This window comes from uncultured Parasphingopyxis sp. (assembly GCF_937129435.1).
In the GTDB taxonomy this organism is placed as follows: domain Bacteria; phylum Pseudomonadota; class Alphaproteobacteria; order Sphingomonadales; family Sphingomonadaceae; genus Parasphingopyxis.
Genome location: NZ_CAKZNF010000089.1, coordinates 93,438 through 112,304, shown reverse-complemented (window position 1 = coordinate 112,304; position 18,867 = coordinate 93,438). Strand labels below are relative to the sequence as shown.

Below are 18,867 nucleotides of genomic sequence, written 5' to 3'. Positions count from 1 at the left end.
GAACGGACCATGACCAGCACGATCCTGACCCGCACGGAAGACGGCGTGCGCGTCATTTCCTACAACCGGCCAGAGCGGCACAACGCGATCGACGATGAGATGGGCGATGCATTTCGCGATGCTTTTGCCAGTGCCGTCGAGGACCAGTCGGTTCGTGCCATCCTGTTGCGGGGCGAGGGAAAGTCCTTCTGTTCGGGCCGGGACGTCTCGGTCCTCGGCCACCGGGCGCGCGACGAGAGCGATTTCGATTTCGTCCGCCGTGCTCAGGACGGCCGGTTGGCGATCCAGGATTGCCCGAAGCCGATTGTTGCCGCGTTGAAGGGCGGCGTCATCGGCGGCGGATGCGAAGGCGCGCTTTGCGCCGACATTCGGGTTGCCGACAGCACGCTGAAAATGGCGCTTCCGGAGATCAATTTCGGTCTGCTGCCCGATACGGGAGGGACGCAGCTGCTGGCCACGGCGATCGGCTCGAGCAGGGCCAAGTACATGATTTTGTCGGGCGACCCGATCGATGCGGAAACGGCGCTGTCCTGGGGGGCGGTCGATTTTCTCGTAGCACCGGACGAACTCGATACCTTCGCACTCGATATGGCGAAGAAGCTTGCATCGAAGCCGCCGATCGCGCTCGCCATGGGCAAGCAGATGATCGACCAGATGCATGGCGGCGCGATCCGGAACGGCACGCGCCAGGAACTGATGGCGCAGACGGCGCTGTTCCTCACCGAAGATTACAAGGAAGCGCGCGCCGCCCATCGTGAAGGGCGCACACCCAACTACAAGGGGAGATAGCGATGGCGTTGCGGTTGCCCCCGCCTGACGGCACGGCCATGTTGCCAGCAGGCACCTTTGCCGGGCAGACGGTGATGGTTACCGGGGGTGGAACGGGGCTCGGCAAGGGCATGGCGAAAGAATTCGCCCGGCTAGGCGCGAAGCTCGCGATCGTGAGCCGCAAGCCCGAACATCTGGAGGCAGGCGTCTCAGCAATCCGTGGAATCGGTGGCGAAGCCGAAGCATTCGCCTGCGATATCCGCGACGCTGACAGGGTTACCGCCGTGTTCGACGAGATCGAACAGGCGCTCGGCCCGGTTTCGGTACTGATCAACAATGCGGCCGGAAACTTTCCGGTGCCGGCCGAACAGATGTCGCCCAATGCGTGGCGGACGGTTGTCGATATCGTCCTCAACGGAACATTCAATTGCAGCCACGAATTCGGCGCGAGACGTCTGGCGGCCGGCGAAGGGGGCGCGATCCTCAATATCGGCGCGACCTATGCCTGGACCGGCGGACCCGGGACATCGCATTCGGCCGCGGCCAAGGCGGGCGTCACGAACCTTACCCAGTCGCTCGCGGTCGAATGGGCGGGAGACGACATTCGCGTCAATTGCATCGCGCCGGGCCGCTTTCCGCATCACGATCTGCCGGCGCACATGACCAAGCATCGCGAGGACGAGAGCGCCGACGATACAATTCCGGGCGGCCGTGTTGGGCTGGTGCGCGAACTGGGCTGGGCCGCGACCTATCTGTGTTCGCCCTATGCTGCGTATATTACCGGCCACACGCTTGTCGTCGACGCCGCTAACTGGCTGCGGCGTTCGCTCGTCATGCCGGAGTTTGTGCCGATTCGGGAACAGTTTGGCACCGATGCAAGCAAGGCGGCGGTCAAGAAAGCACGGGGTGACCGAAAATGACTGAGACGCTGGTTCTGCGTGTTGACGACAACGGCGTCTGTACGTTGACGTTGAACCGACCGGAAAGCCGTAATGCCGTCAACCGCGACCTGTTCCGCGCCTTCCGCGCCCATGTCGAAGATATCGAACAACAGGGCGATGACATAGGTATCGTCGTCCTGAAGGGGGCGGGCGACCATTTTTGTGCCGGGCACGACCTGAAGAGCAAGCCGCACGCGGATTCCTTCGGCTGGCTGCGGCAGGAGATGCTGATCCTCGAACGGCTGACCAAATTGCGCCAGCCAGTGATCGCGGCGGTCCAGGGCAGTTGCTACACCGGCGGGCTCGAATTCGCGCTGTCCGCCGATTTCATCGTCGCCGCGCAAAGCGCCCGTTTTGCGGACACGCATGGCAAATGGGGGCTGGTCCCCGGCTGGGGTCTGAGCCAGCGGCTGCCGCGAAGGGTTGGGCAGGCGAAGGCGCTCGAAATGATGCTGACCTGCCGTCCCTATACCGGCGACGAAGCCGCGGCGATGTGTTTGGCCAATTATTGCGTGTCCGATGACGAGCTCGACGCGAAGGTGGACGATCTGTGCCGAACGATTCTCGCCAATTCCTGGCACAGCAACGCTGAGAACAAACGGCTGGTCTATGAGACTGACGGTCTGCCGCTTCCCGACGGGCTCAATCACGAGTTGATGCGCAATGCGGGCTTCGATCCGGCGATGCGGAAAAAGGGCGAGCCGATCGGTGGTCGCGGGAAGGGCGCCTGATGGATATCGGGTTTTCGGCCGAGGAGCAGCGCTTTCGCGAGGAATGCCGCGACTGGCTGCACAGCAATGTGCCGGACGAGCGCCGGCCGCTCGACGCCGCCGACGCGCTGGAATTCGACAAGGCGTGGCAGCGCCGCCTGTTCGATGCGGGTTGGGCCGGGATCAACTGGCCGGCTGAATATGGCGGACGGGGATTTTCGATCGTCCAGCAGGTCATATGGCTCGAAGAATATGCGAAGGCGAAGGCGCCGTGGATCGGCGCCAACTTCGTCGGCGTCAATCATGGCGGGCCGACGCTGATCGCCAATGCGACGGACGAACAGAAGGCCTTTCACCTGCCCCGGATCCTGAAGGCCGAAGCGATCTGGTGCCAAGGCTTTTCCGAACCGGGCGCGGGATCGGACCTCGCTGGCATCAAAACGCGCGGCCGTGTCGAGGGCAACGAGTTGGTCGTCAACGGATCGAAGATCTGGACGAGCTTCGCCCATGTCGCCGACTATCAGGAACTCGTTCTGCGGACGGAGGAAGGGTCGGAACGGCACAGTGGGCTGAGCTGGGTCATTTGCGACATGCACGCCCCGGGTATCACCGTCCGGCCGATCCGCAAGATGAGCGGGATGACCGAATTCTGCGAGGTCTTCTACGACGATGTCCGCATTCCGATCGAAAATGTCGTCGGCGGGCTCGGCAATGGCTGGACGGTGGCGATGTCGACGCTGAGCTTTGAGCGCGGCACCGGCTTTATCGCCGACCAGGTGAAGCAGGCGCAAGAGGTCGAGGATTTGATCGAGACGGCGACCGGCAATGGGATGATCGGGGACAACCGTATCGCCGAGGAACTGGCGCAGCTGCGCGCCGAGGTCGCGGCGGCGAGGGCGATGACCTATCGCAATATCTCCGAGGTCGAAAAACGTGGCCAGCCCGGCCCCGAAGCTTCGGTCATCCGCGTGTTCACGTCCGAGCTCGGCCGGCGGATCGAGACGATGGGGGTGCGCCTGATGGGCGAAGAAATGCTCGATTTCCGTTATGGTGATGACGACCAGGTGCAGGATTATCTGCGCGGCTTCGCTTCGACGATCGCCGGCGGATCGTCGCAGATCCAGCGCAACATCATCGGCGAGCGCATGCTCGGCCTGCCGCGGTCGAGATAGGCCGATGGACCTTACTCCCAACGACGAACAGGAGGCGCTGCGCTTCGCCACGATTGCATGGCTCGAGGGCAACATGCCGCTCGCCGAAGCGCGCAACCGCGCACCGACGCTCTGGTCCGGCATGAAGGAGATGGGCTGGCTCGAAATGACGAGGCCCGAGATGGGGCTCGACCATGCGACCGAGGCGCTGATCTTCGCCGAACTCGGCCGTTTCCTCGCGCCGGTTGCCGCGTTGTCGACGGCGGTGGCGGCGCGCTGGACCGGCTTGTTGGACAAGGTGGCGGTCGCTCTGCGTGGCCATGTCCTCGATACCGTAGGCACGACCAGCGCGCTCGGCCTGTTCGACGGCAAGGCGGGCCTGATAGAATTTGCGGCGGAAAGCGCGACGCACGGCCTCGACCTCTCCACGCTGCAAGTGCGGCTCGATGAGATGCCGTCGCCCTCACTGATCGACGAGCCTTTGGCCGCCTTGCATTTCCGGCTGCTCGCCGCTGCCTATGGCGTAGGCTGTGCGGAGGCGGCGGGCGATATGGCGACCGAATATGCCAAGGTTCGCGAACAGTTCGGCAAACCGATCGGCAGCTTCCAGGCGATCAAGCACATTTGCGCCGATATGGCCGTCCGCTCGCAAGTTGCCCGTTCTCAGCTCTACTATGCCGCTTGTGCGCTCGACGCGGGCGACGCAGACACGGCCTTCTATGTCGCGGCGGCGAAGCGACTTGCCGATCAGGCCGCACTCGAAAACGGCCGGGCCAATATCCAGGTCCATGGCGGCATCGGCATGACCGACGAAGCCCAACCGCATCTGCCGCTGAAGCGCGCGCACTTGCTGCAGTTCGTCGCGCCCGTCGAAACCGCCGACCTGCTCTAGCGCCGATCAGGCTTTGGCGAGATAATCGTCGCGAAGTTTCTGCTTGTAGAGCTTGCCGGTATCATGGCGCGGCAGCGATTTCCGGAAATCGATGCTGCGCGGGCATTTGATCGCGGACAGGTGCTCGCGGCAATAAGCATCAAGCTCCTCGGCCAGCTTATGACCGGCATCCGGCCAATGCTCCGGCTGCACGACGGCCTTCACCTCTTCCCCGAAATCCTCGTTCGGGATACCGAATACGGCGACGTCCGCGACTTTGGGATGGAGGGTCAGCGTGTCCTCGATCTCCTGCGGATAGATATTCACCCCGCCCGAAATGATCATGAAGCTCTTGCGGTCCGTGAGGTAGAGATAGCCGTCCTTGTCGACGCGTCCGATATCGCCGATCGTCGACCAGCCTTCATGATCGGCATGACGTGCGCCCTTGGTCTTGTCGGGATCGTTCAGATATTCGAACCGGTTGCCGCCGCTGAAATAGATCGTTCCGATTTCCCCCGTCGGCAGCTCGTTGCCTTCATTGTCGCAGATATGAATCTGTCCGGTCCGTGTGCGCCCGACCGATCCCGGATGCGCCAGCCATTCCTCCGGCGTGATGAAAGTCGATCCACCGCCTTCGCTGCCGCCATAATATTCGTAGATGATCGGACCCAGCCATTCGAGCATCTGCCGCTTTACCGGGACGGGGCAGGGCGCCGCCGCGTGGACGATATGCCGCAAAGAGGACAAATCGTAGCGCGCCCGGACCTCTTCCGGCAGCTTCAGCATCCGGATGAACATCGTCGGAACGAGCTGGGAAAAAGTGACGCCGAATTTCTCGACGGCCGCCAGGAAACCCTCGGCATCGAATTTCTCCATGACAATCACCGTTCCGCCCATACGCTGGACCGTGGTCGAATACATGAGCGGGGCGGTGTGGTAGAGCGGCGCGGGCGACAGGTAGACGGTGTCTTGGTCGACGCCATAGGTTTTCGCGACGACGGGGGCGAAGGGTGGCTCGGCGTCAACCGCCCCTTCGGGCAGCGCGATTCTGACACCTTTGGGCTTGCCCGTCGTGCCCGAGGAATAGACCATGTGAAAACCCGGGCTTTCATCGCCGATCGGTGTGTCGGGCTCGGCGGCGCAGCGTTCGTCCCAATCATCGGCGCCGGCGAGACCGGACAGCCCGAATATTGCGTGAACGCCGGGCACCAATTCCTCGCGCCGGGCGACGAGATCGGATGCGGCTGTGCCGACACCTGCCGACAGAATCGCAACCCGGGCGCCGCTGTCGTTAACGATATAGGCGGCCTCGCCGGGCGTCAGGCGGGTGGAGATCGGCGTGATGAAAAGCCCGCAGCGCTGCGCCGCCCAATATACGATGAAGAATTCCGGCCGGTTCTCGATCATGAGCGCGATAACGTCACCGCGCTTCAAGCCGCAGGACCGCAACAGATGAGCACCGCGATTGGCGCGGGTTTCGAGTTCGCCATAGGTCAGCGTCTCGTTGCTCCCCGCCATGACGACCGCAGGATCATCGCGGTGGCGGTCTAGGTGATTTCTCGGATGCATGCGCCAATCCTCTTCGCCGATCGCAGTTTCTCTGTGGCATATTTAGAGTCTTCCGAGCCCAGATGACCACGGTTGCGCTGGGCCGCCATTTCGACATAGATAACTGAGTAATATATGAAGGCAAAGCCCCCGGCCTGTTGGTCTGGCACCACAAGGCAACGCAAAGGAAGCTTCCGATGAACGCTCTCGGCATACCCGATCCCGAATTCATGCAAGACGAGGAGATTGCGATCTTCAACGATGCAGTGGGCAAATTCTTCGATCAGCACGCGCCGGAGAAGCGCATCAAGCAATGGGAAGAGGACGGACAGTGCGAGCGCGAATTCTGGAACGAGGCCGGCCAGGCGGGGCTGCTCGGCGTGTCGGTGCCCGAAGAATATGGCGGGCATGGCGGCGACTTCCGGCACGATATGGTGGTGGTCAACCAGACTGGAGCGCACGGCGCGACGGGGTTCAATGCATCGCTCCATAACGTCATCTGCGTTCCCTATATCGTGCGGCACGGGACCGAGGAGCAGAAGAAGAAGTGGCTGTCCAAGATGGTGTCGGGCGAACTGGTCACCGCGATCGCGATGAGCGAGCCGGGGGCAGGCAGTGATCTCCAGTCGGTGTCGACGACGGCGCTCAAGGATGGAAACGGCTATCGCCTCAACGGATCGAAAACATTCATCTCGAACGGGCAGGTCGCCGATTTCATCATCGTCGTCGCCAAGACCGATCCGAAGGAAGGCGCCAAGGGCATCTCGCTCATCTGCCTCGAGACCGAAGGCGCTGACGGTTTCCAGCGCGGCAAGAAGCTCGACAAGATCGGCCTCGACAGTTCGGACACGTCGGAGCTTTTTTTCGACGATGTCTTCGTGCCTGCGGAGAACGTTCTCGGCGGCGAAGAGGGGCGGGGCTTCTATCAGCTGATGGGCGAGCTCGGGCAGGAGCGCCTGTTGATCGCGATGGGGGCCGTCGGCACGATCGAACGCGCGCTCGCCACGACGATCGAATACGTCAAACAGCGCAAGGCGTTCGGCAAGACCGTCTGGGATTTCCAGAACACCCAGTTCGTTCTCGCCGACCTGAAAGCCAAGAGCATGGCGGCCAAGGTGTTCGTCAACGATTGCATCGCGCGTCACCTGAAGGGAGAGCTTGATCCCAACACCGCTGCGGCAGCGAAATATTGGTGCACCGAACTCCAGGGCGAGGTCGTCGACAAATGCCTGCAGTTCCATGGGGGCTGGGGCTATATCAACGAGTATCCGATCGCGAAGATGTTCCGCGACAGCCGCATTACCCGCATCTTCGGCGGCTCCAACGAGATCATGAAGATGCTGATCGCGCGCGGAATGTAATGTTGCCTCAAGATTTCCGTCTGCGATAAGGAAGATAGGAGGTTGTGGTATGGGCAGCCCCGAGATACTTGTAGAGAGACGCGATCGCGTCTTGCATGTGACGATCGATCGACTGCATTCGAAGAATGCGCTGACGCTACCCATGTGGGAAACGCTTGCCCGGCTGCTAACCGAGTTTGGTGAGAACCCGGATGATCATGTGCTGGTCTTGGCAGGCAGTGACGGGGTTTTCTGTGCTGGCGGCGATATTTCCGGGGCGCAGGCGGGGGCGGGTGAGCCGCCACCTCGCGACACGCTCATCGATCGTACGGAAAAGACCGTTACTGCGCTCTGCTCGGCTATTCATCATTGCCCAAAACCCGTCATCGCGGCGGTTGACGGGATCGCTGCTGGAGCTGGCGCCAATATCGCTTTCGGCTGCGATCTGGTTATTGCGAGTGAAAGAGCGCGTTTCTGCGAAATTTTCATTCAGCACGGATTGACTATGGATTCGGGGGGCACATGGCTGCTTCCGCGCCTTGTCGGGCTCCAAAAGGCGAAAGAACTCGCCTTTTACGGCGATTGGGTCGACGCCGAGCAGGCGCAGGCGATAGGTCTCGTCAACATTGTGGTTCCCGTTGATAATTTCGACGAAACAGTGGGCCGCTGGGCGAATCGGCTCGCGGAGCGCTCGACGGCGTCGATAGGCGCGATGAAGCGCAGCTTGAATTCCTCTTTCGCAATGAGTTTCGACGAAGCTCTGAGCCGGGAAGCCGGGGACTTAGCCGATCGCCTCAGATCGCCGGAAGTCCGCAATGCCATCAAGGCTTTTTTCGATAGATCCAGGAAGAGGTGAAGGATGATAATCGTACACGGGGGACCGGCAAGCCAGCCATCGCGCGCAGTGTTCTGGACGTGCCTGCTCAAAGCTATCCCATTCCGGATCGTTCCTCCTGATTACCTGAACACCGCACCACTTGAGTCTCTCAATCCACGCAAACAAGTTCCCGTGCTCGAGGACGGCGAATTCGCTCTTTTCGAGATGGCGGCGATCATGATCTATCTGTGCGAGAAGTACGGTGGCGACGATATGCTGCCAAAGACGGTCGAGGCCAGAGCCCGGGTCCATCAATATCTGCACATGCACCATTCGCTGAGCCGGAGCGCGACGATGAAATTGATGGCTCCGCACGTCACCGTTGCATTTCGCGAGGGCTTGGAAACCAAAATGGCCCGCGACGAAGCCAATGACTCTGTGATGGACCCCATGCAACGCACCATGCTGCTAGCGGCGCTGGCCGATCCTGAAATGCTGACCAACGGCCGCAGGACAGCGGCGTTGATCTCGCGAGTCATAGAGAAAAGCTATTTTAGCGATGGCGACGTTTTCCTTGTCGGCAATCGACCGACGATCGCGGACATCGCGTGCTATTCCGAACTCGCTCAGTTGCGCTGGGCGGGACTTTTCGATTTCGAAGGCTTCGAGAAGATTAACCGCTGGTTCGAAATCATGGCTGAGCTTCCCTATCATGATACGATCCACCAGTACAACGTTGCCCTTGGAGACATTCTGGCGGTTCCGAACACCGCCGAGAATTTTGCAGCCGCTACGCAGGCAGGCATGCAGGCCTTGGCGGAGCTCGGCATTCCTGTCGAGAATTCCTGACCGGACGCGGCATACTAAATGGATCGACATTTAAACCGGGTGTCGTTCAACGAGTCTCGAAATTCTTCGCCTTGTCCGCCATCAACGCCGCGCGGTCTACCTGCGCAGTGCCGACGGGGTTCCCGAGCTGGCAATATTTCAGCCCCGTCGCAAGCGCCACGCTTCGCGGCATATCGAGCGATTGCCAGATCGCTTTCAACGAGCCCTGCGTCGCCGCTGTCGGCTTGGCGGCGATCATCCCGGCCAGTTCCTGAGCGCGATCATAGAGCTGATCGAGCGGCAGCACCTCGCTGACCAGGCCGATGCGTTTGGCCGTTTCCGCCGAAATCCGCTCGTCATTGCCCAGCAACACCATGCGAAGCACATCGCCGAGCGGCATCTTATACGTTGCGCCGATCGGTTCCAGCGCGCTTGTCATTCCATATGTGACATGCGGGTCGAAGAAGGTTGCATCTTCCGAACATATGATGATGTCGCATTCGTTGAGCCAGTAAAACGCCCCTCCTGCGGCCATGCCGTGGACCGCGCACACGATTGGTTTCCAGCAGTCATTGGCCTTGGGTCCAAGTTTGTTGCCGGGGTCCTCGGCGTTCCAGACATCGTCGATTACGACTTCGCCGCCCGGTTCGCGCGAAGCCTTCACGTCGACACCGGTGCAGAAGGCACGGCCCGGCGCCGCCTTGAGAACCACGCAATGGATGTCGTCGTCGAATCGGATTGTCGACCAGGCATCGACGAATTCGTCCATCATTTTTCGCGTGAAGCTGTTCATTGCTTCGGGGCGATTGATCGTTATTGTTGCGACATGATCGGACTTTTCAAATAGGATGGTTTCATAGCCGGTCATATCTTTCTCTCCCAACATAGCTAACTAGGTGATATATCCGCTGTGTAGGTTAGGCAACAACGCGCACCCTGGTGCACACAGACTGGACGGAATCCATAAAGACAATGGCTGAAGCAAACGCTGGAAATCCCTCCTCGAAGCGCAGTCGGCTGGCGCCGCGCCCCAATGAAAAGCCGTTGCGCGTGCCGAAGACCGCGGAAATCATCGCCGACAAGATCCGTCACGATATTATCGCGGGGAGGCTGAAGGAAGGCGACTCCCTTCCGCCCGAAGCTCAGTTGATGGAAACGTTTTCAATTTCGCGGCCGACACTGCGCGAAGCGTTTCGCATTCTCGAGGCCGAACGCCTGATCAACGTCGTCAGGGGATCGCGGACCGGCGCACGCGTGCACGAGCCACGCGTGGAAAGCGTATCGCGATACGCGAGCTTCGTCCTCCAGAGCTCAGGGGTTACGGTAGCGGACCTGTACGAGGCTCGCCTGGCCATCGAACCGCATGTCGTCCGCGATCTTGCCAATAAATCGAGCAAGACTGCCGTCAAACGCTTGCGCGAAGAGGCACAGCGGCTGGCCGAAATGGCGGAGGCGGAAAGATATGCCGAATTCATGGTGGGCATCGCCGAGTTTCACCGCGTTTTGGTGGAAGTCGGCGGCAACGAAACCCTGCATCTCTTCACGCGCGTTCTTCAGGACGTGGCCGCGCAATTTCAGGTTCGTAATCTTTCTCTTCGCCCGCGCGACCCTGTCGAACAAAAAAAGAGTTCCCGGGCCGGCAACCGTTCGTTCGAAAAGCTGATCGACCTTATCGAAGCCGGCGAAGCGGACGCTGCGGAGCAGCATTGGCGGTTGCACCTCATCAATGCCAACAAGGTCTGGGCAATCGATATGCCGCTGCGGGACGCGCTTTCGGTCAGCGACTGACTTAGGCGACCACTCGCGGTTTTACGCCAGCTTTTTGGCGGCAGACAGCACTCTTCTCCTTCTCGTTTCGATGGACGCGACATGGTCGATGCACGTCGCAACCAGCGTTGCATCGCTTTCCGAGATAGGTTACCTAGTTAGATATGAAGACAGGCCGCGAGCCGGTCGAATCGAGGAGAGCACGCGATGGCAGATGACAGCGGGACGGCCACGGCCGAAAAGAAGGACGTTCGCGAAAGCGAAGAATGGCAAAAGGCGGTCGAATATTCGATCACCGACGAAGATATCGAACGGCAGAACAAGCTTCTCGGCTATTATCAGCCGGCCAAGACGCGCGAATATATCCAGACGGCAACGACCGACAACATCCGCAATTTCGCCCATGGTTGCGGCGACGACAATCCGCTCTTCTGCGACCCGGAATATGCGCGGGGCACGCGATGGGGTTCCGTCATTGCACCCGGCATGATGACCGGTGTGATCAATTCACCAATGAAGGGCGACCCGACCCCCGATGAAATCCGCGCGCTGAAGAAGAGCCTGTTCAAGGGCGTGCATGTCTTCGTCTCGGGCTCGAAATGGAATTTCTATCGTCCCGTTTTCCCGGGTGACACGATCTACAGTTACAATGGCGACGAGACCTGCGAGGTGAAGCAGTCCGAATTCTCGGGGCGTTCGGTGATCACCGTTCGCAAGGACGTCAAGGTCAACCAGCGCGGCGAGGTCGTCGCGGTCTATCGCATCCTGCGCGTTCTGACCGAGCGCAAGACCGCAGCCAAGAAAGGCAAATATGCCGATCTGAAACCGGCGGAATATGACGATGCGGCCATTGCAGAGATCGACGAGGTGTATGCGAACGAGAAGGTTCGCGGCGCCGAGCCCCGGTTTTTCGACGATGTGACGGTGGGCGACAGCCTGGGCAAAATGGCCAAGGGGCCGTTGACGGTGACCGACGTCATTTGCTTCCACGCCGGCGGTTACGGATTTGTGCCCTACGCGCCCACGGTCGGGCGGCTTGCCTATAAGAACCGGATGCGTATCCCGGCCTTCTACATCAAGAACGAATATGGCGTTCCGGATGTGGCGCAGCGGCTACACTGGGACCCGGTATGGGCGCAGGCGATCGGCAATCCGATGGCCTATGACTATGGCGTCATGCGCGAAAATTATCTCTGGCACTATCTCAACGACTGGGCCGGCGACGATGGCGTCATCACCTATGTCCATGACGAAATCCGCAAGTTCAACTATATGGGCGATGTCCAGTTCGTGACCGGCGAGGTTACGGGCAAGCGCGAAGAAGGTGGCCAGAACCTCGTCGATGTCGAGGTCCGCTTCACCAACCAGCGCGACACCGAGACGGTGAAGGCCAATGCCACGATCGCCCTGCCGAAGAAGAAGGGGATCGCGATGTACCCCGAAGTTCCCCGCGAACTCGCCGAGGAAGCGGCTGAAATGATGGCGCGCCACTGGGAACTCTCTAAACGCTAGGGTAGCCTTGCCCGGCAACAGGAGAAGCGAACGATGGCAGAAACCGGCGAAGTCTTGCTGGAACGCGACGGCGGCGTGGCAATCGTCACGCTCAACCGTCCGGACAGCCTGAACGCACTCAAAAATTCGATCATGACCGAACTACGCGAAACGCTGGAAGCGGTGGCGATCGACGACGGTATTGGCTGCGTCGTGATAACCGGTGCCGGTCGCGGATTTTGTGCCGGCGGAGACCTGAAGGAAGGCGGCAAGGAACGCGGCGGTGGGCCCAACCGCGAAGAGGGCGGCCGGGTGGAACAGGGGTTTACCCGCCTCCGCCGCCATATGGAATCGCCGCGGTTGCTCCACCAGATGCCCAAGCCGACGATCGCCATGGTCAATGGTCCCGTCGCCGGCGCGGGCATCGGTATCGCGGGGGCCTGCGACCTTCGTTTTGCTGGCAAGGCGGCGACATTCCTCGCAGCGTTCGACCGCATCGGCGCAGGCGGCGATTTCGGCTCGACCTGGTTTTGGAGCCGAATCCTCGGCACGGGGGTTGCGCGCGAAATCTTCATGTTGTCGGAAAAGCTGACGGCCGAAGAGGCCTTCGCGAAGGGCATCTACACCAAGCTCTTTTCCGACGAGGACCTGCGAGAGGAAACGCTGAAAGTGGCGCACAAACTCGCCGACGGCCCGCGCATGGGATATCGCTACATGAAGAAGAATCTCAACTTCGCGGAGAGCGCCGCGTTCGATGCCGCGTTAGACCACGAAGCGCTGAACATGACGCTTTCGACGCAGGCCAGCGCCGCGATCTGGAAAGCCGAGCGCGATGCCAGGGAATCGTCCGATGGCTGATTTCGAAGACATCGCGATCGCCATCGAAGACGGCATCGGCACGATCAGCTTCGACCGGGCCGACGCCAACAATACCTCGCGCCCGCAAACGCTGCGTGAATTGTGCAGTGCGCTCGACAGCCTCGAGACCGACGATAGCGTTCGCGCGCTCATCCTGCGGGGCGAGGGAAAGCACTTTTCGGCCGGTGCCGATTTCACCTTTCTCGATGAACTCACCCGCACGCCGCCGGCACAGATTAAGTCGACCATCTACACCCATTTCCAGGGAGCCGCCCGCCGCCTCTATCGTTGCCCCAAGCCGACCATCGCGCTGGTGAGTGGGGCGGCCGTCACGGTCGGCTGCGAACTGGCGCTCGCCTGCGACTTTCGCATCGCGTCCGAAGACGCGATGTTCCAGGAGAGCTGGATCAATCTCGGGATTCTACCGCCGCTCGGCGGGATGTTCCTGCTGCCGCGCATCGTCGGCCTGGCGCGGGCGAAGGAAATGTGCCTGCGAGGGCGACGAGTGAAAGCGGACGAAGCGCTCAGGATCGGGCTCGTGTCGGAGGTCGTGCCGGGCGAGACGCTCGACGAGCGCGGGCGTGAATTCGCCGCCGAATGCGCCGAAATCGCTCCGCTCGGCTATGCCGCGATCAAGGAAGCGCTCCATCGCGGGCTTGAAACGACGATGGAAGCGGAATGGACGGCCAATGTCGCGAACCAGGCGATCCTTATCGACAGCGAGGATTTTGCCGAGGGCCTCGACGCCGTTAAAAACCGGCGCAAGCCCTCCTATAGCGGCCGCTGACGCGAAGAATCAGCCCGACCGTTCATCATGGCCGTATCCGATCTCGCCATCCCATGCGTAGCGGGCGATGGCCTGCTTCATCAGCACCCCGGCTTCGGCATGGCGCGCATAGACGGGCGCGATGCCCGCCGCTGGCGCGTCCCATGCGGGCATCGACCAGTAAAAGGCGCGAACATCCGTGCCTTCGATATCGACCATCCCATGTGCGTCGGTCGCCAGTTGCAGCCAGTATGACCCCTCCTCGGCTTCCCGGTGCGAATGGGGGAATCGCAGGACGCGTGCGGGCTCGAGCCGCGTTCCGTCGGTGACACAGGCTTCGGAAAAGGCGTAGCGCCCGTCTTCGCCGATATTGACGAGGACGCCGAACCCCCTGCCGCTGGGGAAGAGGCCGCTCATCCAGCATGTGCCCGCCATGCCTTTGAGATCCCGGCTGCCGCGGACATGGCAGCGCAAACCAACGCCGTCGAATGGCAATGTCCGGCCGTCGACCCGAATCTCGCCGCACGCGCGCACAAGTTGGTCGTAGCGGAAGCTGTCGGGGTGCATGCCCTTGCTCGTACGCCCTGCAATCCACAGGCCCGCAGGCCCTTCCATGCCTTGTCCGGCTTCGGTCGTCAGCGTGCCGTTACGCCATGCCGGCGCCGCGCACTCCGCCTCGAGCTCGACGGAAAACAATGCACCAGGCGTTTCTTCGGGGGCCACGCCCTGAACCTGCTCGGTATCGGACGTGGCGAAGGCGGGGAGATCGTCAATTGAATAACGCCAGCGTCGAAAGGGTGTCTCGCAACGATAGGCGACCCGGGAACTGCGGGGTGCCGCGCCGTCATTGAACCGTGCCGGCTCATCGAGCCGGCTGCGGAGGATCTTGCCGTCGGGGAGGAACAGGGTCGCGGCCGCCGCCATGGTGCCATTCGCGATCCGGGGGTGGATGTTGAGACCGATGTCGCGCTCGGCATCATAGACCCAGAGGTTCATCGTCTCGGCAACGCTTGGATCGTCGGGGAACGCCTCGGTGAGCGCATGGTCCTGTTCGGGCGCGAGGCCCATCGCAAAGTGGTCGGTCATCCTGCCTCCCCAGCAAGCGCCACGGAATAACGTTCGATATAGTCGGCAAAGCTCTCGTGCAGTCCGGCGCGGCTCAAGCCGAATTCTTCGGCAGTATAGTGATGTGCACCGTGCTTGCCCTGGCGGTTGGCGGCGATGAAGCCTTTCATGGCCGAGATCGCATCGGCATCCGTGGCGAACCCGAAATGGTCGTAGACCACTTCGACCAAAGCGAGGGGATCGCGTATCAGATCGGCATATTGGACATCGACGAATCGATCGGCGAGTTGTGGATGGGCATCGCGAAAGCGCATGGTGCGATCCATGCCGAGCTTCCACTTGGCTGTTTCGTCGGAACCCAGTTTCTTCTTGTCCACCGCGTTTCCCGTCATCTCGTGGAGGAAGCTGATCAAGCTCGCATTGGACGCCATGATCGACGCGGGATCACGGTGGGTGAAGACGATCCGCGCGTCGCGATAGGCCGCGAAGAGCGCGTCGAGGTGGAAGAGGTGCGGCGGCGCTTTCAGCACCCAATTGTCGCGCGGTGCAAAGGCCTGCAGGTGCTGCAGCATGTGGCGATGGACGCTGAACGCCGGTGCCATGTCGGTTTCGAGCAGCCAGCCCTGGTAGGAGGGAAGGGGCCGCGATGCCGCGAAATTCAGCGACCGGAAGGCAAGCTGCATGATCGCGTTGCATTCGTCTGGCAATGTTGCACCCATTGCGTGCATCGCGCGGAAGGTTGCGGGCAGCATTTCGATCGCCGCTTGCTGCCGGGCGATGCGAGGATCGCTCGTGAAAGTGTCGGACCGTGGCGGTGGCGACGGTTCGGCGAGCTCCCAGGATAGCGGACTTCGTGCGCGAGGGTCCGACGCAAGCAGTGCATGGAGGATCGTCGTTCCCGAACGCGGGAAGCCGATGACAAAGAGCGGCGTTTCGATTCGTTGCGCGGCAATTTCCGGATGAGTGGCACGATCGGCATAGAAGCGCAGCCGCTTGACGAGGAGGGCCAGCAATTGCGCTTTGAAGATGGCGGTCTGCTCGGGTGTCGCTCCGCTCTCCGCAACAAAGGAGCGGCACAATATGTCGAGCGCGTCGCGGAATGGCGGCTCGCCCCAATCGTCTAGCTTTGCGTGCTCCTGCGCCCGGGCGACCAGTTCCTCGGCACCGAGCGGCATCGCGGTCACCGCGTCACCATCGGCCGATTGAGACTGGCTTCCGCCTGCCAATCGATGCGGGCCTCGCGGTGGGCGATCAGCCACTGACCTGCGATCCGAATATATTGATCGACATAGACGCCGCTGTGATCGAGCCCGGCATTGGTGATCACGAAGAAATAGACGCGGCCGACGGCGTGATCGGTATCGGCGCCTGGCAGAAGCTCCATCGTTGTCAGATGATGGCGGGTGAGGGTGAGAGCAGGGTTGCGTTCGCCCGACGTCAGGGCCTCGACGATGCCGTCGCGACCCTTGCCGCTTCGTCCCGGAAAGTCGAGCTGTCCGTCCCTAGCAAAGCAGGCCGCAAGTTCGGCAATCCGGCCCCGGTCGGCGGCAATATTGTAGCGCGTGATCAGGGCGCGGATCGCTTCAATATCCTCCGGGCCTAAGTTCATTCACGTCTCTCCCGGCGGACGAATTTCAAACCCTGGTTCAGCGTCCAATCGCCATCGGGATCGCGCACCCATCCCGATGCCGCCCATGTGCCGCCGTCGACCGGCAGGATCGTGCCGGTCACATAGCTGGCGAGTTCCGAGCAGAGGAACACCGCCGCATCGCCGCATTCGCCGTCGATGCCTTCGCGGCCCAACGGAATCAGACGGTCCATCGCATCCTGCGCAACGGCGCCAAGTTCCGTCCAAGCCGCTTTGTCGACCGGGCCAGCGCGGTTGCCGCGTGTGCCGGGCGTCACCGTATGATCGGGCGCGATGCAATTAACCCGGATGTCGTGCTCGGCAAGTTCGACGGCCATGGTTCGCGTAAAGCTGTTCACCCCGGCCTTGCAGGCGGCATAAACGGCAAATCCCGGTGCGGCGCGGACGGCTTCGATGCTGGAGACGTTGACGATCGATCCGCCTTCCGCGCCCGCAATCATGACGGGTATGGCCGCCGAAGTCGCCGCGAGCATGCTGAGCAGATTGATATCGATATGGCGCCGCCAGCTGCCCTCGCTCTGATCGAGAAAAGGCCGCCCGCTGACGCCGCCCGCATTGTTGATCAGGATGTCGATGCGGCCGAATGTCTCGGCCGCCTCTGCGACGAAGGCGCGCACCTGATCGGTATCCATGACATCGGTTGGCCGGGGAAGCGCTTCGCGTCCCATTTCGCGAACGCGTTCGGCAACTTCGTCGCAGCGTTCCGGCACGATGTCGGCGATGGCCACATTTGCGCCCGCCTCGGCCAGCCGCAATGCGATGGCGCGGCCGATGCCGCCTCCTCCGCCGGTGACAAGCGCAACCTGGCCGTCGAGCCGGATCCGGTCCTGCAATTCCATGGTCATATCGCCTCTCCCAGGGGAAACCGTCTCAATCGTCCACCCCGATGCCCATGACCGCGCCCGTCACATAGGCCGCATAATCACTGAGCAAATAGGCCGCCATCGCACCAAGCGCGGGTCCGCCATCGTTCGTCAGCACGGTATTCACCCTGACGCCGTCGCGCGCCCATTCGACGGCGAGCGATTTGGTCAAATTGCCGAGTGCGCCCGCAGCTGCCGCCTGTTCTGCGCCAGCCTGCTGCTCGGGCGAGCCGATGAACAGGATCGCCCCGCCGCTGCCCGCTTTGCGCTTGGCTCCGTTGAACGCCTTGGCCGCTTCGAAGCGGCTGTCGAGACCGGCAGCTATCGCGCCGCGCCATTCGTCGTAAGACAGGTGATGCGCCAGCCTTGTCTGTTCGGCCCGGGCGACATGGACAAGGCAGTCCGCCGTGTCGTCCGTCACGATGGTCGCACCCGCCTTGGCTAACGCATCGGCAAGTGCGGGATCGCTTCCGATTACGCGCACCGCTTTGCCTTCGAGCCAGCCCGTCATTTCCACCCCCATGGGCCGTCTTCGCGTTCGCGCGGCGGTACGAAATCGGGCATCATCAGCGACCGACGCAGCGACTCGCCGCCGTCCTGCAGGATCACCTGTCCGGTCACGCCGTCCATCAATGGCGAGCAGAGCAGCGCCGACAGCCAGCCGAATTCGTGTGTCTTCCCCGTGCGGCCGGCGGGGATCATGTTCTGTAGCGGCGCGATGGCTTCCGGATCGTTGCCGTTGGTAGAGCTTTCATGTGGGAAGAATCCGGCGGCGACGGCGTTGACACGAATGCCGAGCGGCGCCCAGTCCTGCGCGAGCTTGCGCGTCATCGTCGCCTGCGCCGTCTTTGCCGCGGCGGAATGGGCATCGCCGGGAAAGCCCGTCCAGATATATTGGGCACTGTTGTTGACGATCGCGCCGCCCTCGCCCGCGGCTTCGCGCCGCCGCGCGAATTCGGCCGAGCACAGGAAGGTCCCGTCGATGGCGATTCGGGTAACCGCGTTCCAGGCGTTGATCGACATATTCTCGGTCAGTACCGGGAAGTTGGCGCCGGCATTGTTGGCCAGCAGCGACACCGGCCCGAGTACCTTTTCGATCGCGTCGAATGCGGTGGCGACCTGGTCGGGGTCACGCACGTCGCAGCTCGCGGCATGGACCGGAACGCCAAGTGCGGCGATCTTGGCCGCCCCCTCCTTGGCCCTTTCGATCGAGCGGCCCATCACACCGACCGAGGCGCCGCCTTGGGCAAAGGCGATTCCCATGGCGAGCCCCATACCGGAACCGCCACCGGTGACGAGAACGGTTCGTCGATCGAAAATATCGCCGGGATAGGGCGGCTGTTCGAACGGTGGCGGTTCGGCGATGATATGATGGGCGGGCACGGCCATGGCACTGGCTTGCAAATACCGCATCGGTCAGTCAACAGATAAATAA

20 protein-coding genes are annotated in these 18,867 nt (G+C 61.7%); 12 read left to right on the top strand and 8 right to left on the bottom strand.

Annotation, left to right across the window (positions count from 1 at the left end; genetic code table 11):
* The first annotated feature begins 9 nt into the window (after positions 1-9).
* The 5 genes from Q0139_RS14435 to Q0139_RS14415 are packed head-to-tail and all read left to right on the top strand — an operon-like array spanning position 10 to position 4,462.
* Complete coding sequence (locus tag Q0139_RS14435) at positions 10-789, top strand: enoyl-CoA hydratase/isomerase family protein (protein WP_298023585.1); 780 nt, start codon at positions 10-12, stop codon at positions 787-789.
* Between the two features lie 2 nt (positions 790-791).
* Positions 792-1,688 (top strand): SDR family oxidoreductase, encoded by an 897-nt coding sequence (locus tag Q0139_RS14430; RefSeq protein WP_298023582.1) that lies wholly within the window; start codon positions 792-794, stop codon positions 1,686-1,688.
* A complete protein-coding gene (locus Q0139_RS14425) occupies positions 1,685-2,440 on the top strand; it encodes an enoyl-CoA hydratase/isomerase family protein (RefSeq protein WP_298023579.1) in 756 nt (251 codons plus the stop codon). The genes Q0139_RS14430 and Q0139_RS14425 overlap by 4 nt, the downstream gene beginning before the upstream one ends.
* Entirely contained in the window at positions 2,440-3,591 is a 1,152-nt protein-coding gene (locus Q0139_RS14420) for an acyl-CoA dehydrogenase family protein (RefSeq protein ID WP_298023576.1), read from the top strand. Before Q0139_RS14425 ends, Q0139_RS14420 begins: the two co-directional genes overlap by 1 nt.
* A gap of 4 nt (positions 3,592-3,595) precedes the next feature.
* A complete protein-coding gene (locus Q0139_RS14415; RefSeq protein WP_298023573.1) occupies positions 3,596-4,462 on the top strand; it encodes an acyl-CoA dehydrogenase family protein in 867 nt (288 codons plus the stop codon).
* A 6-nt stretch (positions 4,463-4,468) separates the two neighbouring features.
* Here Q0139_RS14415 and Q0139_RS14410 read toward each other — a convergent pair whose 3' ends face one another.
* Positions 4,469-6,010: an acyl-CoA synthetase gene (locus tag Q0139_RS14410; RefSeq protein WP_298023570.1), complete on the bottom strand. Its 1,542-nt coding sequence runs from the start codon at positions 6,008-6,010 to the stop codon at positions 4,469-4,471.
* Positions 6,011-6,186: 176 nt separating this feature from the next.
* Here Q0139_RS14410 and Q0139_RS14405 point away from each other — a divergent pair, with 176 nt between their 5' ends.
* Genes Q0139_RS14405 through Q0139_RS14395 form a run of 3 tightly spaced genes read left to right on the top strand, consistent with a single transcriptional unit; the run spans position 6,187 to position 8,995 of the window.
* Positions 6,187-7,350: an acyl-CoA dehydrogenase family protein gene (locus Q0139_RS14405; protein ID WP_298023566.1), complete on the top strand. Its 1,164-nt coding sequence runs from the start codon at positions 6,187-6,189 to the stop codon at positions 7,348-7,350.
* 49 nt (positions 7,351-7,399) lie between these two features.
* Positions 7,400-8,185, top strand: a complete 786-nt coding sequence (locus Q0139_RS14400) for an enoyl-CoA hydratase-related protein (RefSeq protein ID WP_298023563.1) — start codon at positions 7,400-7,402, stop codon at positions 8,183-8,185.
* Between the two features lie 3 nt (positions 8,186-8,188).
* Positions 8,189-8,995 carry a glutathione S-transferase family protein gene (locus Q0139_RS14395; RefSeq protein ID WP_298023561.1) on the top strand — a complete coding sequence of 269 codons (807 nt, stop codon included), beginning with the start codon at positions 8,189-8,191 and terminating at the stop codon, positions 8,993-8,995.
* A 46-nt stretch (positions 8,996-9,041) separates the two neighbouring features.
* Here Q0139_RS14395 and Q0139_RS14390 read toward each other — a convergent pair whose 3' ends face one another.
* Positions 9,042-9,842, bottom strand: a complete 801-nt coding sequence (locus Q0139_RS14390) for an enoyl-CoA hydratase/isomerase family protein (protein WP_298023558.1) — start codon at positions 9,840-9,842, stop codon at positions 9,042-9,044.
* Positions 9,843-9,946: 104 nt separating this feature from the next.
* On the opposite strand from Q0139_RS14390, the gene Q0139_RS14385 reads away from it, so the two are divergent.
* From Q0139_RS14385 to Q0139_RS14370, 4 genes are all read left to right on the top strand, one after another.
* Positions 9,947-10,762, top strand: coding sequence for a GntR family transcriptional regulator (locus Q0139_RS14385; protein WP_298023555.1), 816 nt, complete (start codon positions 9,947-9,949; stop codon positions 10,760-10,762).
* Positions 10,763-10,948: 186 nt separating this feature from the next.
* Positions 10,949-12,253: a MaoC family dehydratase N-terminal domain-containing protein gene (locus Q0139_RS14380; RefSeq protein ID WP_298023552.1), complete on the top strand. Its 1,305-nt coding sequence runs from the start codon at positions 10,949-10,951 to the stop codon at positions 12,251-12,253.
* A gap of 33 nt (positions 12,254-12,286) precedes the next feature.
* Positions 12,287-13,090, top strand: a complete 804-nt coding sequence (locus tag Q0139_RS14375; RefSeq protein ID WP_298023549.1) for an enoyl-CoA hydratase-related protein — start codon at positions 12,287-12,289, stop codon at positions 13,088-13,090.
* A complete protein-coding gene (locus Q0139_RS14370; RefSeq protein ID WP_298023546.1) occupies positions 13,083-13,877 on the top strand; it encodes an enoyl-CoA hydratase/isomerase family protein in 795 nt (264 codons plus the stop codon). Before Q0139_RS14375 ends, Q0139_RS14370 begins: the two co-directional genes overlap by 8 nt.
* Positions 13,878-13,886: 9 nt before the next feature.
* On the opposite strand, the gene Q0139_RS14365 is transcribed toward Q0139_RS14370, so the two are convergent.
* From Q0139_RS14365 to Q0139_RS14340, 6 genes are read right to left on the bottom strand one after another with little or no spacing between them, the layout of a single operon-like run.
* Entirely contained in the window at positions 13,887-14,942 is a 1,056-nt protein-coding gene (locus Q0139_RS14365) for a hypothetical protein (protein ID WP_298023544.1), read from the bottom strand.
* A complete protein-coding gene (locus tag Q0139_RS14360) occupies positions 14,939-16,147 on the bottom strand; it encodes a sulfotransferase (protein WP_298023541.1) in 1,209 nt (402 codons plus the stop codon). The genes Q0139_RS14365 and Q0139_RS14360 overlap by 4 nt, the downstream gene beginning before the upstream one ends.
* A complete protein-coding gene (locus Q0139_RS14355) occupies positions 16,102-16,530 on the bottom strand; it encodes a nuclear transport factor 2 family protein (RefSeq protein ID WP_298023538.1) in 429 nt (142 codons plus the stop codon). The genes Q0139_RS14360 and Q0139_RS14355 overlap by 46 nt, the downstream gene beginning before the upstream one ends.
* The gene (locus Q0139_RS14350) at positions 16,527-17,414 is read right to left on the bottom strand and encodes an SDR family NAD(P)-dependent oxidoreductase (protein ID WP_298023534.1); all 888 of its coding nucleotides are present in this window, start codon (positions 17,412-17,414) and stop codon (positions 16,527-16,529) included. The genes Q0139_RS14355 and Q0139_RS14350 overlap by 4 nt, the downstream gene beginning before the upstream one ends.
* Before the next feature lie 25 nt (positions 17,415-17,439).
* Positions 17,440-17,943, bottom strand: coding sequence for an SDR family oxidoreductase (locus Q0139_RS14345; RefSeq protein WP_298023531.1), 504 nt, complete (start codon positions 17,941-17,943; stop codon positions 17,440-17,442).
* Positions 17,940-18,821: an SDR family oxidoreductase gene (locus tag Q0139_RS14340; RefSeq protein WP_298023528.1), complete on the bottom strand. Its 882-nt coding sequence runs from the start codon at positions 18,819-18,821 to the stop codon at positions 17,940-17,942. The genes Q0139_RS14345 and Q0139_RS14340 overlap by 4 nt, the downstream gene beginning before the upstream one ends.
* Positions 18,822-18,867 lie beyond the last annotated feature (46 nt).

What these genes read in the sequence shown, in the direction of transcription:
- Q0139_RS14435 (WP_298023585.1), top strand. Translation starts at nt 10, where the DNA reads ATGACCAGCACGATCCTGACCCGCACGGAAGACGGCGTGCGCGTCATT.
- Q0139_RS14430 (WP_298023582.1), top strand. Translation starts at nt 792, where the DNA reads ATGGCGTTGCGGTTGCCCCCGCCTGACGGCACGGCCATGTTGCCAGCA.
- Q0139_RS14425 (WP_298023579.1), top strand. Translation starts at nt 1,685, where the DNA reads ATGACTGAGACGCTGGTTCTGCGTGTTGACGACAACGGCGTCTGTACG.
- Q0139_RS14420 (WP_298023576.1), top strand. Translation starts at nt 2,440, where the DNA reads ATGGATATCGGGTTTTCGGCCGAGGAGCAGCGCTTTCGCGAGGAATGC.
- Q0139_RS14415 (WP_298023573.1), top strand. Translation starts at nt 3,596, where the DNA reads ATGGACCTTACTCCCAACGACGAACAGGAGGCGCTGCGCTTCGCCACG.
- Q0139_RS14410 (WP_298023570.1), bottom strand. Translation starts at nt 6,010, where the DNA reads ATGCATCCGAGAAATCACCTAGACCGCCACCGCGATGATCCTGCGGTC.
- Q0139_RS14405 (WP_298023566.1), top strand. Translation starts at nt 6,187, where the DNA reads ATGAACGCTCTCGGCATACCCGATCCCGAATTCATGCAAGACGAGGAG.
- Q0139_RS14400 (WP_298023563.1), top strand. Translation starts at nt 7,400, where the DNA reads ATGGGCAGCCCCGAGATACTTGTAGAGAGACGCGATCGCGTCTTGCAT.
- Q0139_RS14395 (WP_298023561.1), top strand. Translation starts at nt 8,189, where the DNA reads ATGATAATCGTACACGGGGGACCGGCAAGCCAGCCATCGCGCGCAGTG.
- Q0139_RS14390 (WP_298023558.1), bottom strand. Translation starts at nt 9,842, where the DNA reads ATGACCGGCTATGAAACCATCCTATTTGAAAAGTCCGATCATGTCGCA.
- Q0139_RS14385 (WP_298023555.1), top strand. Translation starts at nt 9,947, where the DNA reads ATGGCTGAAGCAAACGCTGGAAATCCCTCCTCGAAGCGCAGTCGGCTG.
- Q0139_RS14380 (WP_298023552.1), top strand. Translation starts at nt 10,949, where the DNA reads ATGGCAGATGACAGCGGGACGGCCACGGCCGAAAAGAAGGACGTTCGC.
- Q0139_RS14375 (WP_298023549.1), top strand. Translation starts at nt 12,287, where the DNA reads ATGGCAGAAACCGGCGAAGTCTTGCTGGAACGCGACGGCGGCGTGGCA.
- Q0139_RS14370 (WP_298023546.1), top strand. Translation starts at nt 13,083, where the DNA reads ATGGCTGATTTCGAAGACATCGCGATCGCCATCGAAGACGGCATCGGC.
- Q0139_RS14365 (WP_298023544.1), bottom strand. Translation starts at nt 14,942, where the DNA reads ATGACCGACCACTTTGCGATGGGCCTCGCGCCCGAACAGGACCATGCG.
- Q0139_RS14355 (WP_298023538.1), bottom strand. Translation starts at nt 16,530, where the DNA reads ATGAACTTAGGCCCGGAGGATATTGAAGCGATCCGCGCCCTGATCACG.
- Q0139_RS14350 (WP_298023534.1), bottom strand. Translation starts at nt 17,414, where the DNA reads ATGACCATGGAATTGCAGGACCGGATCCGGCTCGACGGCCAGGTTGCG.
- Q0139_RS14345 (WP_298023531.1), bottom strand. Translation starts at nt 17,943, where the DNA reads ATGACGGGCTGGCTCGAAGGCAAAGCGGTGCGCGTAATCGGAAGCGAT.
- Q0139_RS14340 (WP_298023528.1), bottom strand. Translation starts at nt 18,821, where the DNA reads ATGGCCGTGCCCGCCCATCATATCATCGCCGAACCGCCACCGTTCGAA.